At 40.1% G+C, this 16,198-nt stretch carries 17 protein-coding genes; all 17 read left to right on the forward strand.

The genetic code is table 11. From position 1 onward, the window contains the following. The first annotated feature begins 41 nt into the window (after positions 1-41). Entirely contained in the window at positions 42-1,949 is a 1,908-nt protein-coding gene (locus tag V6670_RS08065) for an ATP-dependent DNA helicase (protein WP_338653522.1), read from the forward strand. A gap of 281 nt (positions 1,950-2,230) precedes the next feature. After that, on the forward strand, positions 2,231-3,637 hold the full coding sequence (locus V6670_RS08070; protein WP_338653524.1) for a histidine kinase N-terminal domain-containing protein: 1,407 nt from the start codon (positions 2,231-2,233) through the stop codon (positions 3,635-3,637). Beyond that, the gene (locus V6670_RS08075; protein ID WP_036118407.1) at positions 3,630-4,208 is read left to right on the forward strand and encodes a response regulator; all 579 of its coding nucleotides are present in this window, start codon (positions 3,630-3,632) and stop codon (positions 4,206-4,208) included. Before V6670_RS08070 ends, V6670_RS08075 begins: the two co-directional genes overlap by 8 nt. 83 nt (positions 4,209-4,291) lie before the next feature. Further along, positions 4,292-5,536 (forward strand): ethanolamine utilization protein EutH, encoded by a 1,245-nt coding sequence (eutH, locus tag V6670_RS08080; RefSeq protein ID WP_141904141.1) that lies wholly within the window; start codon positions 4,292-4,294, stop codon positions 5,534-5,536. 26 nt (positions 5,537-5,562) lie between these two features. Continuing rightward, positions 5,563-5,904: a BMC domain-containing protein gene (locus tag V6670_RS08085; protein ID WP_036118401.1), complete on the forward strand. Its 342-nt coding sequence runs from the start codon at positions 5,563-5,565 to the stop codon at positions 5,902-5,904. 10 nt (positions 5,905-5,914) lie between these two features. After that, on the forward strand, positions 5,915-6,415 hold the full coding sequence (locus tag V6670_RS08090; RefSeq protein ID WP_036118397.1) for a EutP/PduV family microcompartment system protein: 501 nt from the start codon (positions 5,915-5,917) through the stop codon (positions 6,413-6,415). Between the two features lie 17 nt (positions 6,416-6,432). Continuing rightward, positions 6,433-7,854 (forward strand): ethanolamine ammonia-lyase reactivating factor EutA, encoded by a 1,422-nt coding sequence (locus tag V6670_RS08095; protein ID WP_338653526.1) that lies wholly within the window; start codon positions 6,433-6,435, stop codon positions 7,852-7,854. A 5-nt stretch (positions 7,855-7,859) separates the two neighbouring features. Beyond that, entirely contained in the window at positions 7,860-9,230 is a 1,371-nt protein-coding gene (locus V6670_RS08100) for an ethanolamine ammonia-lyase subunit EutB (RefSeq protein WP_051891580.1), read from the forward strand. A 9-nt stretch (positions 9,231-9,239) separates the two neighbouring features. Next, positions 9,240-10,250, forward strand: a complete 1,011-nt coding sequence (eutC, locus tag V6670_RS08105) for an ethanolamine ammonia-lyase subunit EutC (RefSeq protein WP_338653527.1) — start codon at positions 9,240-9,242, stop codon at positions 10,248-10,250. Between the two features lie 11 nt (positions 10,251-10,261). Next, a complete protein-coding gene (eutL, locus tag V6670_RS08110) occupies positions 10,262-10,912 on the forward strand; it encodes an ethanolamine utilization microcompartment protein EutL (protein ID WP_036118375.1) in 651 nt (216 codons plus the stop codon). A gap of 15 nt (positions 10,913-10,927) precedes the next feature. Further along, positions 10,928-12,418, forward strand: coding sequence for an aldehyde dehydrogenase family protein (locus V6670_RS08115; RefSeq protein ID WP_051891579.1), 1,491 nt, complete (start codon positions 10,928-10,930; stop codon positions 12,416-12,418). 16 nt (positions 12,419-12,434) lie between these two features. Beyond that, positions 12,435-12,713: a BMC domain-containing protein gene (locus V6670_RS08120; RefSeq protein ID WP_004269321.1), complete on the forward strand. Its 279-nt coding sequence runs from the start codon at positions 12,435-12,437 to the stop codon at positions 12,711-12,713. 203 nt (positions 12,714-12,916) lie between these two features. Further along, positions 12,917-13,507, forward strand: a complete 591-nt coding sequence (locus V6670_RS08125; RefSeq protein ID WP_338653536.1) for a phosphate propanoyltransferase — start codon at positions 12,917-12,919, stop codon at positions 13,505-13,507. Positions 13,508-13,519: 12 nt separating this feature from the next. Next, positions 13,520-14,389, forward strand: coding sequence for a phosphate propanoyltransferase (locus V6670_RS08130; RefSeq protein WP_036118369.1), 870 nt, complete (start codon positions 13,520-13,522; stop codon positions 14,387-14,389). A 36-nt stretch (positions 14,390-14,425) separates the two neighbouring features. Further along, positions 14,426-14,710, forward strand: coding sequence for a EutN/CcmL family microcompartment protein (locus V6670_RS08135; protein WP_036118365.1), 285 nt, complete (start codon positions 14,426-14,428; stop codon positions 14,708-14,710). Beyond that, positions 14,703-15,071, forward strand: a complete 369-nt coding sequence (locus V6670_RS08140; protein WP_036118362.1) for a BMC domain-containing protein — start codon at positions 14,703-14,705, stop codon at positions 15,069-15,071. Before V6670_RS08135 ends, V6670_RS08140 begins: the two co-directional genes overlap by 8 nt. Continuing rightward, entirely contained in the window at positions 15,071-16,018 is a 948-nt protein-coding gene (gene mdh, locus V6670_RS08145) for a malate dehydrogenase (RefSeq protein WP_338653538.1), read from the forward strand. The genes V6670_RS08140 and mdh overlap by 1 nt, the downstream gene beginning before the upstream one ends. Positions 16,019-16,198 lie beyond the last annotated feature (180 nt).

The raw sequence follows: 16,198 nt of genomic DNA on the forward strand, positions 1-16,198 counted from the left end.
TCGCGTATAATAGCACCAGATAGTTAGAGGGGGAACATCAATTGCGTAAATCTTTACCATTTGCATTATCAAAGGACCGTTCATTTTTTGAATCATTAGGTGACTGGATGGGCGATGTCCTTTATGATGAATTACCTGAAAAAGGCTTTGAATGCCGTGATGAGCAAATTTTTATGGCTTATCAAATAGAGCAAGCACTGAAAGAAAAAAATATCCTCTTTGCAGAGGCAGGCGTAGGAACTGGGAAAACGATCGCTTATTTATTACCAGCCATCTCTTATGCACGCTACACAGGGAAGCCTGCGCTAATTGCTTGTGCAGATGAAACATTAATCGACCAACTCGTGAAAGAGGGGGGCGATATTTATAAACTCCAAAAAACGTTAGGGCTCGATATTGATGTTCGTCTTGCAAAATCGAGAGACCAATATTTATGCTTAAAACGTTTTGAGGAAGCAGAAAAAGTGGAGACTGATGAATGGATTGATGATATTGCCTTTTCCATCCCTGATGGCGTCTATGCACAAGGCTCTATGATTGCTTTACAGCCATATGGAGAACGTAGTGACTATCCAACGGTTAGTGATGAGGATTGGCAAAAAGTGAATTACAATGCCATTATGCAATGTTCTGTTTGTGAGCTGCGTAATCGCTGCGGGCAAACGTTGCATCGCTCCCATTATCGTAAATCAACAGATCTTGTCATTTGTTCTCAGGATTTTTTAATGGAGCATTTGGCTACAAAGGAATCTCGTGAGCGTGAAGGTCAGCTTGCTTTACTGCCAGAGGTATCGATGATTGTGTTAGATGAAGGGCATTTATTGGAATATGCTGCGCAAAAGGCAATGACATATAAAGTTCAAGCAACTACCATCGTACAATTATTAGAGCGATTGATGGTAGATGGCGTACGCGAGCGTACACTGTATGCGATGGAAAAACTACAGGATGATCATGAGCTATTTTTTGATCAGCTTCGTGATGATATCGTTGCTTCAAATGAGGATCGTAAACGTATAAACAAATCGAAAGCATTGCTTGCTTATGGGAAGCAGCTAATAAATGATGTTGAAGTTTTGATGGAAGAATTCGTCTTTGAATCAGAAATGTATATGATTCCTGAATATGAGTTAAATATGGCAGAAGAATACTTAGAACAATATGAGGCTTCCTTACGTATTTTCATAGCACAGGGAGATGCGGTGGATTGGTTAGAGGAAACAGATGGCGAGGAAACGCTTGTCATTATGCCTCGTTTAATCACAGAAGTTTTAGCAGAAAAATTATTCTCTAAAAAGCTTCCAATCGTCTTTTCTTCTGCCACATTATCGGTCAATAAGGACTTTTCTTACATTGCCTACAGTTTAGGTATTCGCGATTACCAATCATTTTCTGTGCCTTCTCCATTCGATTATGAAGAAGTGATGAAAATTTATTTACATGAGCTTACGCAACGTGACAAAACAGCGCGTGTTCAGCAATTGCTGCGGGATGGCGAGCAAACATTGATTTTATTTAAATCAAAGCAAGCCATGCTAAACTTTAAGGCAGAATTGCCGATTATGGAGCGTATGTATGTAGCATTTGAAGGAGATCGAGAGCTATCGGCCATTGTTCGAGATTTCCAGCAAGGGACTATTAAAACATTATGCTCCTATCATTTATGGGAAGGCTTAGATTTACCTGAGGAAGCCTTAACACGTGTGATTATTTATGATTTACCATTTCCTCCACAAGATCCATTATTTGATGCGAAACGTACGTTTGCTGAAAATCCATTTGAAGAAGTGGAACTACCTTTCATGCAACTACGCTTGCAGCAAGGGATGGGTCGCTTAATCCGTACATCTAATGACCATGGAGATATTCATATTTTATTAAATGAAGAAGAACAAAAACAACGTGCAGCCTTTGAAAATATAGTAGCGGTTGTACCAGAAATAAAATAGAAAAAAGCGAGTTTGCCATAAAGGTAAGCTCGCTTTTTTAATATATTAAAATAATATTATGGGTATGGATATAATGCGGTGTTTTAAAAAACTGTTGAATATTTCTCTTTTAAGCTATATAGTTCTTTGTAATGCAACGAAATTTGGTGAAAGAAAATATTTTTTGTATTGAAAATAATTTCACAAAAGGTTTATAATAATGACAAGAATTTTTAAGAATAGTCAAATTGCTTGCTGACTATTCCTTGATAGGGGGCTTAAACCTGTCGAACATTCAATCATTGTGTAGAAAATATACAAATCTATCGGCAACGGATATTGACAAGTTAATAGAAATTGAAGCTACGCTAACGTATTATGCTGAGTTGACTGATTGTTATATGTTCATAGATTGCCTGCTGGAAAATTTACCGCATGCAATTGTTGTGGCAGAGGCATTCCCGAAAAAGGAAATTGGTTTATATGAAAAATCAGTTATCGGAAAATTCGTATTTGAAAGTTTTGAACCAGCTGTATTTGCTGCATTCAAACATCAAGAAAAATCTTCTATTTCCAGAGCGATTACGCAGGAAGGGATTACGGTAGAGCAAAATGTGATGCCTATTTTTAATGAGCAACAGCAAGTGATTGCTGTGTTGATTCAGGAAAAAATGGTGAAGATGCAAACGACACCGAAAGATGATTTTCAAAATATGCCTTTTGCTCTAATTGAGCATATTGTAGAACCGAATCCGCAACCGATACCCGTTGTTTCTGATTTACTTGTAGAGTCAATAATTCTCACCAATCATGAAAATAAAGTGATTTATAGCAATCCTGCTGGCTATCATTTTATTTCTGAGCTATCGGGATTAGAGAACTTTGACAATGTTGCATTGGATAAAATTTTACCTTTTTTACAGGAAGTCTATGATAAAGGCGATGATGTCTTTTTCTTAGAAATTACAATTGATCGTAAATCCTTTATTGTAAAAAAAATTCCGATTCGCAGTCAAAACGAGAAGGTCACTCTACTCATTATTCATGATCTAACAGAGCTTAAACTGAAAGAAAATGAGCTAATGATGAAAACCTTTGCGATACGAGAAATTCACCACCGCGTGAAAAATAATCTTCAGACAGTGACAAGCTTATTACGCCTGCAAATGCGCAATGATCGGTCTGCTGCGAATGCAAGTGCTTTTCAAGAGGCATTAAATCGAATATATAGTATTTCATCTGTTTATGAGCTTATTTTAGAAAATGAGGATAACGCTGAAGAAAAAGTAGATGTTATCGCGTTAGCTAAAAAAATTGGTCATAAAATGATTGATACGTCCAATACAGCAACTATTCAACTAGCCTTTCAACATGATAATTTGCAGCTATTCTGTCATTCAAAAAAAGCGGTATCTCTCGCACTCATTATTTGCGAGCTCCTGCAAAATGCATTAAAGTATGCTTTTATCGGTCGTGATGAAGGAACCATTGATATTCAATTCATTCAGGAAGAGTCTGCTATTTCACTCCATATTTCTGACAACGGCGTTGGAATGCAAGAGGTGAAGGCATCTTTTGGGATGGAAATTATCACAAGGCTTGTAGAGTATGATTTAGCTGGCTCATTTTCAATTATCCCTAGTGAAGAAGGTACACATACTCAAATTCAGTTTCCTGTAAGTGAGGAGGTATTTATCGTAAATGACTAGGAAAGTTATGATTGTCGAAGATGAATCACTGATTGCGATTGATTTGAAGTTTATGTTAGAAGACAATGGCTACGAAGTAGTAGCACAGGCAAGTAATGGGGAAACAGCCATTGAATTAGCCTTTTTACATAAACCGCAATTAATCTTAATGGACATTAAAATGCCTAAACTTGATGGGTTGAAGGCAAGTAAAATTATTGAACAACAGCTTGGTATACCCGTTCTTTTCATCTCGGCATACAGTGAAAAAGAATTGTTGCTCTACATGAAGCAAGACAATATATTAGGCTATGTCATGAAACCGTTTTCTGAGAAAAATGTGTTGCCTGTATTAGAGGTTGCTTTTCATCAAATTGATAAATTTAACCGACTCAATGGCGAGATCTTACATAAGCAAACACAATTGGAAAAACGAAAAATCATTGAACGAGCAAAGGGTTTGCTCATGCAGGCTGAAAACATTAGTGAGGACGAGGCTTATCGTAAGATTCGCAATGAAAGCATGCAAACACAACAGGAAATGGTACACATTGCACAGCAAATTATAAACACCTTACAAGTCAATAGTTGAAGCAAAGGCGCTTTAAAGAGATTTCTTCTTTAAAGTGCCTTTTTTTATATAAATTTAATAATGAAAAAGGGGTGATGAGTAAGATGGCAATGATAGGAACGATTATCGTTTATATTATTATGATTTGTGCTGTTTTAGGGGCAATCGGGGCTATCCGAGATGCTGAGTATGGGATTGGGAAAGAATTTATGAATGGGATTCATACCGTTGGGCATATTTTTGTCCCAGCAGCAGGGATCATGGCAGCTATACCTTACTTAACATGGTTTATTAGTCATTTTATTAGTCCGATTTTTGAGTTAATTGGTGCAGATCCTGCGATTGCAGCGACGACGATTTTAGCCTCGGACATGGGTGGTTACCAATTAGCCAATGCGTTAAAGGAGTCTTATGAGGGATGGGTAATGGCTCTTGTTGTTGGCTTTATGTCAGGTGCTACCATTGTATTCTCAATTCCAATGGGTCTTGCGATGTTAGATAAGCGTGATCATAAATATATGGCGCTAGGTATTATGGCTGGCGTATTAACAATTCCGATTGGTGCATTTATTTCTTCGATCATGATCGTGCTATTTAACACAGAAGTACGTGAAGTTATTAGTACAACAGAGGCACCTACATATGTGTTTGCCATTTCTGTTTTACAAATATTAATTAATTTACTACCGTTATTCATTTTCGTTATTTTAATCGCACTAGGCTTAAAGCTTATTCCGAACGGTATGATTGCAGGCTTCATGATATTCGGACGCGTGATGGATGCGGGGATTAAATTAGTGTTAGTGTTCTCGATTGTAGAGATTTTTACAGGTATTTTTACAAAGATATTTGGTGCGTGGGGCTTCGATCCAATCATGGCTGATGAAATCGACCAATTCCGGGCATTAGAAACAGCTGGTTATATTGGAATTATGCTAGCGGGTGCGTTCCCAATGGTGTATTTAATTCGAAAATATGCTTCCAAACCACTTGAAGCGGCTGGTAAAAAATTAGGTTTATCATCTGTAGGAAGTGCGGGGATATTAGCAACAATTGCTAATATTTTGGCAATGTTTACATTGATTCGCCATATGCCACCGAAGGATAAAGTAATTAACATCGCGTTTGGTGTATGTTCAGCCTTTTTATTAGGCGATCACTTATCATTCACAGCTAACTTCCAGCCAACCATTATTTTACCTGTAATCGCTGGGAAGTTTTTAGCCGGTGTTATTGCGATTATTTTAGCTTATAAGCTTTCTGTACCAACTGCATTAAGGCTGGAAATTGAGGATCGCAAGGCAGGCATTATTAAAGAAGGCGAATATTTAACAGATCAAAAATCTTAATTGATTAAAAAGTGAGGTGATGACGTGTGAGTGAAGAGAAAAAAAGATTTATTCAGGAGTTTGTGCCGGGTAAACAGCTAACATTGAGTCACCTTATAGCTAATCCTGATCCCGATATGTTTCAAAAGCTGGGTATCCAAGAATCGGGTGCACTGGGCATTATGACGTGTACCCCAAGTGAAACGGTGATTATCGCAGGAGATTTAGCGACAAAGGCTGCCAATGTCAGACTAGGATTTTTAGATCGTTTTACAGGTAGTCTCGTTATTGTTGGTAGTGTATCAGAGGTGGAAATGGCAATGTTAGAAATTAATCGTTTTTTATCTGAGGTATTAGGTTATACACCATCAAAAATAACGAAATCATAGGATGTGTCATATGAAAAATCGAGTAATGATAATAGGCGGTGTGCAGGCAGGAAAGTCAACATTGATGAATACGTTGTTGGGTAAAGAAAGCAGTGCCAATAAAACACAAGCACTCGTTTATGATGACTGGATTGTTGATACACCAGGTGAATATGTTGAAAATCCAATGTATTACAGGAATATTATGGCAACATCATTGGAAGTAACCCATGTCATTTACTTGCAGGATGCCACCTCTGCAAGAAGTGTGTTCCCTCCGCAATTTAGCTTAGGGATTCCTAAAATACAGATCGGTGTTATTACCAAGATAGATGCCCCTAATGCCAATATGGAAAGGGCTATAGCCTTATTAAAAAATGTGATGACACATGGGCCCATCGTGAAAACCTCTTCCTGGCAAAAGTTAGGCATCGAGTTGATTGAACCATTGATTCAACTTACGACACAGGAAGAAATTCGTCAATTTGTCAAGGATCGCGATAGTCCGTATCTCATGTATTGCTCACAGTAGCGAGAGGGAGGTATAGGGTGAAAACTGAAAAAATATTTAGTGCAGGCATTGATATTGGGACAAGTACTACCAAAATGGTGGTCAGTAGTTTTCTGTTAAAGAATGTGGCTGGTGTGACACATGTGCCAAGGATTGAAATTATTGAGAAAACGGTGTTACATCAAAGTCCAATCATTAAAACACCTTTTATTAATCGAGACATCATTGATATGAAAAAAATTGAAGAATTTATTTTTCAGCAATATCAATTAGCACAAATCGCACCAACTGACATTTCAACAGGTGCCATTATTATTACAGGCGAATCGGCCACGAAGGAAAATGCAAGCGAGGTTGTCCATACCATTGCCGATGGTGCAGGTCATTTTTTAGTTGCTACCGCTGGTCCTGATTTAGAGGCCATCATTGCTGCTAAAGGGGCTGGTACCCTACAGCAATCAAAGAATTCAGCCAAGGTGATTGCCAATATTGATATTGGCGGAGGAACTGCCAATATTGCTGTGATGCAGTTTGGAGAAGTTATTGGTACATGTACCTTACATGTTGGTGGTAGATTGATTGAATTTAAGGATGGAAGGGTTCAATCAATTTCTCCGCCACTTATGCGACTAATGGAACAATGGGCTAATCCGTTAGCTGTCGGTGATGCGGCCGATGATGCTCGTGTTTCACAATGTATTGACGAAATGGTTGGAACACTTGCCATGATTCTTAGTGGACAGTGTACCGATGGAGAGCATCCATTATTACTAGGGCATTTACCGAACTGGCATAAACCAGTGGATGCCATCGTCTTTTCTGGTGGTGTAGCTTCCTGTATTTATGAAAATGAATGTACTCAGCGCCAATATGATGATATAGGCGAAAAATTAGCGAAAATGCTTATACAACATGAGCAACTACAATCGTTTTTATGGCTACGACCAGAAGAAACAGCACGTGCAACAGTCACTGGAGCGGGTACACAAACAACTGAAATTAGCGGGGCAACCATTCAGGTAGATGCCGAGGTGTTACCACTAAAAAATGTACCTGTTTTCAACTGCCATATGGAGCCAGCGAAAGATTTTAATACTACGGTGAAGACAGCAGTAGAGCGAGCAGATGATTTATTTTCCATCCAGGATAATCGTTCGCCTTTCGCACTCTATTTTAGCGAATTGCCGTATTTAAGCTTTCAGGATGTACATGCATTGTGCCAGGCTATTTTGCAACATTTGGCGACAAGATGCTCCAAGGACATACCAATTATCATAGTCATTCAATCAGATTATGCAAAGATTATTGGACAGACCATACAAGCCATTCATGCGACAGTACCAATTATTTGCATCGATCAAATTAAAGTGGAGACGGGCGATTATATCGACATTGGAGAGGCTCTGCCATCTGGCGTTGTTCCTGTTGTGGTGAAGACCCTTGCCTTCCACTCAAAGTAAGGAGGATGAATGTGAATCTATCGGTGATATTTGGTGGAGAAAAATATAATTTTAAATCATTAAAAGATGTAATGGCTAAGGCCAATGAAGAAAAATCAGGCGATCGGCTAGCTGGTATTGCAGCTGAGACGGTTCAACAACGAATCGCAGCTAAAGCTGTATTAAGTGAGCTTTTAGTCAAAGATATCCGAGAAAATCCATTAGTGCCGCAGGAAAATGATGAGGTTTCACGCATTATTGAGGGCGATATTAATGAGCAAATCTATGGAGAAATCAAAAACTGGAGCATCGAGCAGCTGCGTGAATATATTTTATCGAATGACACAGGGGATCGTGAATTAAAGCGATTAAGCAAAGGCATGAATTCAGAAATTATTGCAGCTGTCACAAAGCTCATGTCAAATCTAGATCTTGTTCATGCAGCCAATAAAGTAGAAATACTGTCAACGTGTAATATTACCATTGGGCAAAAAGGGACACTGTCCTCTCGCCTACAGCCAAACCATCCAACAGACAATATTGATGGCATCATCGCCTCACTAAAAGAAGGACTGTCTTATGGTATTGGAGATGCTGTTATCGGTATTAATCCTGTAGATGATTCAGTTGAAAGTGTCAAAAAGGTACTTACGGCTACAAAAGAATTTATCAATGACTGGTCCATCCCTACACAAAACTGTGTCCTAGCTCATATCACAACACAGATGAAAGCAATTAAGCAAGGCGCACCAGCAGATATGATTTTCCAAAGTATTGCTGGGACGGAAATTGCCAACCGTTCGTTCGGTATTTCTGCGGATTTAATAAGAGAAGCAGAGGAGCTCATTAAAAAGCAAGGAACGGGTACTGGCCCAAATTTATTCTACTTTGAAACGGGCCAAGGCTCAGAGCTATCGGCAGAGGCTCATATGGACATTGACCAAGTAACACTCGAATCTCGCAATTATGGATTTGCAAGACATTTTAATCCTTACATTGTGAACACAGTAGTGGGCTTTATCGGTCCAGAGTATTTATACAATAATAAACAAGTTATTCGAGCAGGTCTAGAAGATCATTTCATGGGCAAAATGCACGGTATTCCAATGGGTGTAGATATTTGTTATACCAACCATATTAAGGCGGACCAAAATGATGTTGAAGATTTAAGTGTGCTACTAACAGCAGCTGGCGTTAACTTTATTATTGCTGCGCCGATGGGTGATGATGTTATGCTCAACTATCAATCAATGAGCTTCCATGATGTGGCTACATTACTCCAAACATTTGGTAAAAAACCAGCACCAGAATATTTAGCCTGGTTAGAGAAAATGGGCATTTATGAAAATGGTCGACTTTCAGCAAGAGCTGGCGATTTATCCATTTTTGAAAGGTAGGTGAGTCCAGTGAATGATCAATTAGTCTCTATGATTACACAGCTTGTTATGGAAAAGATGGAGAAAAGCACCGAGAGCCAAGTGCCTGAAACGGTAGCTACTCCAACAGAACAACCTCTTATTACGTTTTATGATACAGCAGCACATCAGGCAACAGAAACAACAACATCAAGAGCAACATCGCAGGAGCCATTAATTCAGCTGTATCAGCATGGAGCTCCACAGCAGGCGACGGTAGCTCCTACTGCTACTTTCGAACAACCCATCAATGTAGCTGTGTCGATTAAGCCTTTTCAGTTTGAGGCAGCTACGTTAACGGATAGTGTACAAGCCGCTAAAAAACATACACCTGCTCGAATTGGCGTTGGAAGAGCGGGGACAAGACCAAAAACAAAAACTTGGTTAAAATTCCGACTCGATCATGCTGCTGCAGTGGATGCCGTGTATGGTGAAGTGTCCGAGGGTCTTTTACAAAAGCTTGATGTCTTTCAGGTCACAACGAAAGTCACGGATAAAGAGGAATACATTACAAGACCTGACTTAGGTCGTCGTCTATCGGACGAATCAAAAGCGTTAATTCAGCAAAAATGTAAGCCGCAACCAAAAGTACAGATTATTATTTCGAATGGCTTAAGTGCTAGTGCGATTGAGGAAAATGTGCAAGATGTGTACTTAGCCCTTCAGCAAAGTCTTAGCAATTTAAATATTGATATCGGCACAACTTTCTATATTGATAAAGGGCGTGTTGCTTTAATGGATGAAATTGGTGAGCTGCTACAGGCAGAAGTGATTGTTTATCTTATTGGTGAACGTCCAGGTCTTGTATCTGCTGAATCGATGAGTGCGTATCTATGCTACAAGCCAAGAATCGGTACAGTGGAAGCGGAGCGTATGGTGATATCAAATATCCATAAAGGTGGTATCCCACCATTAGAAGCAGGTGCTTATCTAGGAACCATTGTAGAAAAAATCTTGCATTATCAGGCAAGTGGTGTAGAGCTTGTCGCAAAAGAAGGTTAGGGGGCTGAACCATGAATCCTCAAAAAATTATGGCGCAAATTTTAGCGATGCAAACCATTCCAAGAGTGAACAGTGAACTAGCAGAGCAGTTAGATTTGAAGCCATATCAACACAGTATTGGACTTGTCACACTGACAATCGACGATGTGGGTTATGTTGCCTTAGACGAGGCAACAAAAAAGGCAGATGTCGATGTTGTCTATGCGAAAAGTTTTTATGCGGGAGCGGCTCATGCATCTGGCCCATTGTCAGGTGAAGTAATTGGCATCATTGCGGGAAGCTCACCTGATGAAATTCGTAGTGGACTTGATGCCATTCAACAAAAAATTGAATTTGATACGTACTTTGAAGCCATTAATCATAATGACAATCACGCTCTGTTTGCCCATACCGTGGCAAGCTGTGGTACGTATCTTGCCGAGCTTGCAGATGTAAAGGTTGGCACACCTCTTGCTTATTTAATCGCACCGCCATTAGAGGCAATGATTGGATTAGATGCAGCATTAAAAGCGGCAGATGTGGAGTTAAAGGTTTTCTTTGGCCCTCCGTCTGAAACCAATTTTGGTGGCGGCTTATTAAGTGGTAGTCAATCGTCATGTGAGGCTGCGGCAAATGCTTTCAGAGAAGCTATTGAAAATGTAGCTAGAAATCCAGTGATCTAGAAAGGAGGCGGCTTTATGGCCACATTAGACAAAGACTTATTAGCGATTCAGGAAATGAGAGATGCTGTAAAACATGCTAATACAGCACAGGCTGCCTACATGCAATTTTCACAGCAACAAGTAGACAACATTGTGAAGGCTGTTGCGGATGCTGCCTTTAAGGAAGCAGACCGTTTAGCAAAAATGGCGGTGCAAGAAACAGGGATGGGTATTCCCAACCATAAAAAGATGAAAAATGAAGTGGCTTCAAGAGATGTCTATGAGGATATCAAAGACTTAAAAACGGTTGGCATTGTGGGCTATGACCGCATGAAAAAAGTAGCCGAAATCGCTAGTCCTTTTGGCGTCATCGCAGGTATAGTGCCAACGACCAATCCAACCTCTACAGCCATCTTTAAAACACTTATTTCTTTAAAAACAAGAAATGGCTTAGTACTTAGTCCACATCCATATGCTGTGAAATGTACGAAAGAGGCTTTAGACATTTGTCGAGTAGCTGCTGAAAAAGCAGGTGCACCAGAAGGTTTACTACAATGTTTAACGATGTCTTCTATGGAGGCAACACAGCAGCTAATGAAGCATCCTGACATTCATTTAATTTTAGCGACTGGTGGCGGTGCATTGGTGAAGGCAGCGTATAGCTCTGGCAAACCTGCTTATGGTGTAGGGCCAGGGAATGTACCAGCTTACATCGAAAAATCGGCTAATCTTCAAAAATCTGTACGTCAATTAGTGCAAAGCAAATCGTTCGATAATGGCACAATCTGTGCAACAGAGCAAGCCATTATTGTGGATAAGGCGATTGCAGAGCAAGTGCAGACAGAATTAAAGAAAAATGGTGCTTATCTATTAAATGCTGAAGAAAAGGCCAAAATGGAGAAATTGATTTCGCCTGTTCCTGGAAAAGTAAATCCACAGATTGTCGGCAAATCAGCTACTTGCTTAGCAGATTCTGTTGGCATTACGGTACCAGACGATACAAAAGTACTCGTTGGGTTGGAAACGATGATCGGTAAAAATATTCCGTTTTCTCTTGAAAAATTGTCACCAATCTTTGCCCTTTATGTAGTAGAAAACAGTACAGAAGCAAAGCAAGTCATGATTGATCTGTTAAATATTGGTGGACGCGGACACACATGCTCTATCCACACAGAAAATGCAGCATTAGCAGAGCAATTCTCCGTTGAATTACCAGTATCACGCATTGTGGTCAATACATTATCATCTATCGGTGCAGTAGGTGGCACAACTGGGCTAGCCCCATCCTTTACATTAGGCTGCGGTACATTTGGCGGTAATATTACGTCAGATAATATAACAGCAAGACATCTATTAAATATCAAACGTATGGCGTACGGCATTAAAGATGTTGAAGTGCCAAAACCAGAATTTGAAGTACTGTCCGTTGTCGAGTCGGTTGTAGCGCAAGAACCTTCTTTAGATACGACAATGGTTCAGCAAATTGTCGATCAAGTATTAAAACAAATCACATTACAAAATAAATAATTTGGAGGAATGACAAATGAGTACAGCATTAGGAATGGTAGAAACAAAAGGTTTAGTAGGAGCAATTGAAGCAGCAGACGCAATGGTAAAGGCAGCAAGTGTTAATTTAGTAGGCAAAGTACATGTTGGTGGCGGTATCGTGACAGTTCTTGTACGTGGTGATGTAGGTGCGGTGAAAGCAGCAACAGATGCAGGTGCAGCAGCAGCACAACGTGTAGGAGAGCTATTATCTGTGCATGTAATCCCACGTCCACACCACGAATTAGAAATGATTTTACCAAAAGCAGAAGCATAATTTATCTTCTTTCAGTAGGAGACGCTTATTGCTATAGATGGTGTGAGACAAATGCCAATATAGCTTTCATTTACAAGAAACGTACTGGATAAGAAGCCATTATGCCAAGACGTAATGGATCAGCATGAGAGCTGACCTAACCGTAGGAAAGCTCTTATCTTGTCCAAGTCAAAAACAATTTACGAAATATAGAGGTGGCTAACGTGACAACAGCGACAAAAACATTTCCAGTGGCCATTTCGGCTCGTCATATCCATCTTAGTGAAGCGGATTTACAAGCACTTTTTGGTCCAAATGCAACGTTAACAAAGGATTTTGACTTATCACAGCCAGGGCAATTTGCTGCCAAGGAGCGTGTCTCAATCGAAGGGCCAAAGGGCATTATTCATAATGTCCGTGTCCTTGGACCTGTAAGACCAGCAACCCAAGTGGAAGTCAGCCGCACAGATGCGATGAAGCTTGGGGTTACCCCTCCTTTAAGGCAATCAGGAAATATTGAAAACTCGGCAGGCATTAAAATACTTTATCAAGACAAAGTGTTGGAGATACAGCAGGGGGTCATTATTGCACAGGCACACATCCATATGACAGAACAAGATGCCAAAGAATTGGAAGTACACAATAATGAATTGGTTTCAGTGGAAGTCATCAGTGATCGACCTGTCACTTTCCGTGGTGTCGTTGTACGTGTTTCAAATGACTTTAGTTTAGAGATGCACATTGATACAGATGAAGCAAATGCAGGCTTTATCGAACAACAAGCACAAGGTAGATTAGTAAAAGTATCATCGTAAGGAGGAGGCAAGATGCAAGAAAATTTAGTGCAAAAAATTGTGGAAGAAGTTCTGCAACAAGTTTTAAAAAATCAATCTTCCTCTCCACATGACGGTAAAATTCCCGTTGGCGTATCCGCTCGCCATGTCCATCTTGCACAAGCAGAGGTGGAGCAACTTTTTGGTGAGAATTATGAGCTTACACCAAAGTTTGAGCTTTCACAGCCAGGACAATTTGCTGCGGAGGAAACCGTTGTCATCGCTGGTCCCAAAGGATCGATTGAGCGAGTTCGTATTCTGGGCCCAGCTCGCTCCTTGTCTCAAGTGGAAGTAAGCTGGACAGATGCAATGAAAATAGGATTGAAGCCCCCGTTAAGAGTTTCGGGTGATATTCAAGGCTCTAGCCCTGTTACATTGATTGGTCCAAAGGGGAGTGTTGTGTTAAATGAAGGACTCATTGTAGCACAGGCACATATCCATATGTCCCCTGCGGATAGTGCGAGATTCAATGTAGTAGATGGACAGTCTGTACAAATCAAGGTAGGGGGTATTCGCCCCATTATTTTATCGAATGTGATCGTCCGCGTATCAGAGCGTTATCGATTAGAAATGCATATTGATACAGATGAAGCAAATGCAGGGTTCATTCAACAAGGAACGTTTGCTGAAATGGTCCATCATCAAGTAAGCGAGCCAGCCATACCTGAGAAAGAACAGTCACCAGCTATACAGAAAGTAGCGCAACCATCCGTCTATCATTATGACAAAAAGCTACTTTCACAAATAGAAGTGCTAGATATCGATGCACAAGAAATTGTGGTCCCAAAGAAAACGATTGTGACAGCACTGGCTTATGATAAATTACGAGAGTTAAATAAAACATTAACAATTCGTTCGGAGTAATAAGAAAATCTGTGTCGCATAAAGAGGGTGAAGTTCATGCAAATGGGAAGAGTGATAGGCAGTGTATGGGCAACACGCAAGGAGGAAGGGCTGAATGGTTTAAAGCTACTTATCATTCAACCAATTGACTCCAATCAACAGCCGATTCGCACAGAAATGGTGGCAGCTGATCGTATTGGTGCGGGTATTGGTGATGATGTACTCATTACAAGCGGTGGGTCATCACGCTATATTATGAAAGAAAATCCGTTACCAATCGATGCAGTGGTCATTGGTATTATTGATTCTACTGAAGTGATGAGAGGTGAGGACAATGAGTAGTGCAATTGGTATGATTGAGACCAAAGGATTAGTTGGTTCATATGAAGCGGCTGATGCGATGATTAAAGCGTCAGATGTGACAATCGTTAAACAAGAATTCGTCGATGGTGGTATTGTGACGATAGTCGTGAAGGGCGACGTAGGTTCTGTACAAGCAGCGGTGGAAGCTGGTAAGGCTGCTGCCATGCGTGTTGGTGAATTATTAGGTGCTCACGTCATTCCGAGACCTGATGAAGAAGTATTCCAAATGATTAAAGGACCAGAGGCATCAAAGAAAAAGCCTGCCACTACAACAGCATCAACGCGTGCTAAAAAAACAGCAGACACAACATCACCGACAGATAATAGAGGTGACGCATAATGGCATTTCGTAAAAATAAAATTGCTGTGATTGGTGCAGGTCATACAGGAGCTACATTAAGTTTATTTTTAGCACAGAAAGAATTAGGCGATGTGGTGCTAGTAGATATTCCAGAAGCGGAGAACCCGACAAAAGGGAAAGCATTGGATTTACTACAAACAGGCCCTATCGAAAAATTCAATGTGTCGATTAAAGGGACAAGTCATTACGAAGATATTGCTGGTGCTGATATTGTGGTCATTACAGCAGGTATTCCTCGTAAACCAGGGATGAGCCGCGATGATTTAGTCACAACAAATGCGAAAATCATTCAACAAGTGTCAAGACAGATTAAACACTATGCACCCAACAGTATTGTCCTTGTGTTAAGTAATCCAGTTGATGCCATGACCTATGTGTGTCATAAGGAAACAGGCTTTGCCAAAAATCGGATTATCGGTCAGTCTGGTGTATTAGATACAGCCCGTTTCAATACATTTGTTGCACAAGAGCTACAAATTGCTCCAGAGGATGTATCAGGCTTTGTGTTAGGTGGACATGGTGATGAAATGGTGCCATTAATTCGCTATTCTTATGCAGGAGGCATTCCATTAGAAAAGCTAATTCCCCAGGCTCGACTACAACAAATCGTTGAACGTACACGTAAGGGCGGCGGTGAGATTGTCGGATTGCTAGGCAATGGTAGTGCCTACTATGCACCAGCAGCAGCGTGTGCACAAATGGTAGAAATCATTATGAAAGATCAACGAAAAATTATCCCCTCTATTGCCCTATTAGAAGGAGAGTATGGCTATAACGATCTGTTTTTAGGTGTACCAACTATTTTAGGTGGCAATGGGATTGAATCTGTGATTGAATTGCACCTAACAACTGAAGAACAAGCAGCTCTCCAGCATTCAGCTGAGGCTGTGAAGCAAGTGATTGCTATTTGCCAAAACATTGAATAGGGTAAACAGACTCTGTTCTTTGATAGAAAGAAAGTATCCCCAACTTTCTTTCTTATTGCTCTTAATTAATGTTTGATTGGAAACCGAACATGACTTGAAAGCTAGTTATAATCCCCCTAATAATATATAAAGCTCTTATTTGTTAGAGGATAAACTGTAGCAAGCTCAAAAGTTTGCTAC

This window comes from Lysinibacillus sp. Y5S-8, from assembly GCF_036894365.1.
GTDB classification, from domain to species: domain Bacteria; phylum Bacillota; class Bacilli; order Bacillales_A; family Planococcaceae; genus Lysinibacillus; species Lysinibacillus fusiformis_D.

What these genes read in the sequence shown, in the direction of transcription:
- V6670_RS08075 (WP_036118407.1), top strand. Translation starts at nt 3,630, where the DNA reads ATGACTAGGAAAGTTATGATTGTCGAAGATGAATCACTGATTGCGATT.
- eutH (WP_141904141.1), top strand. Translation starts at nt 4,292, where the DNA reads ATGGCAATGATAGGAACGATTATCGTTTATATTATTATGATTTGTGCT.
- V6670_RS08090 (WP_036118397.1), top strand. Translation starts at nt 5,915, where the DNA reads ATGAAAAATCGAGTAATGATAATAGGCGGTGTGCAGGCAGGAAAGTCA.
- V6670_RS08100 (WP_051891580.1), top strand. Translation starts at nt 7,860, where the DNA reads ATGAATGTGAATCTATCGGTGATATTTGGTGGAGAAAAATATAATTTT.
- eutL (WP_036118375.1), top strand. Translation starts at nt 10,262, where the DNA reads ATGAATCCTCAAAAAATTATGGCGCAAATTTTAGCGATGCAAACCATT.
- V6670_RS08115 (WP_051891579.1), top strand. Translation starts at nt 10,928, where the DNA reads ATGGCCACATTAGACAAAGACTTATTAGCGATTCAGGAAATGAGAGAT.
- V6670_RS08120 (WP_004269321.1), top strand. Translation starts at nt 12,435, where the DNA reads ATGAGTACAGCATTAGGAATGGTAGAAACAAAAGGTTTAGTAGGAGCA.
- V6670_RS08130 (WP_036118369.1), top strand. Translation starts at nt 13,520, where the DNA reads ATGCAAGAAAATTTAGTGCAAAAAATTGTGGAAGAAGTTCTGCAACAA.
- V6670_RS08135 (WP_036118365.1), top strand. Translation starts at nt 14,426, where the DNA reads ATGCAAATGGGAAGAGTGATAGGCAGTGTATGGGCAACACGCAAGGAG.
- V6670_RS08140 (WP_036118362.1), top strand. Translation starts at nt 14,703, where the DNA reads ATGAGTAGTGCAATTGGTATGATTGAGACCAAAGGATTAGTTGGTTCA.
- mdh (WP_338653538.1), top strand. Translation starts at nt 15,071, where the DNA reads ATGGCATTTCGTAAAAATAAAATTGCTGTGATTGGTGCAGGTCATACA.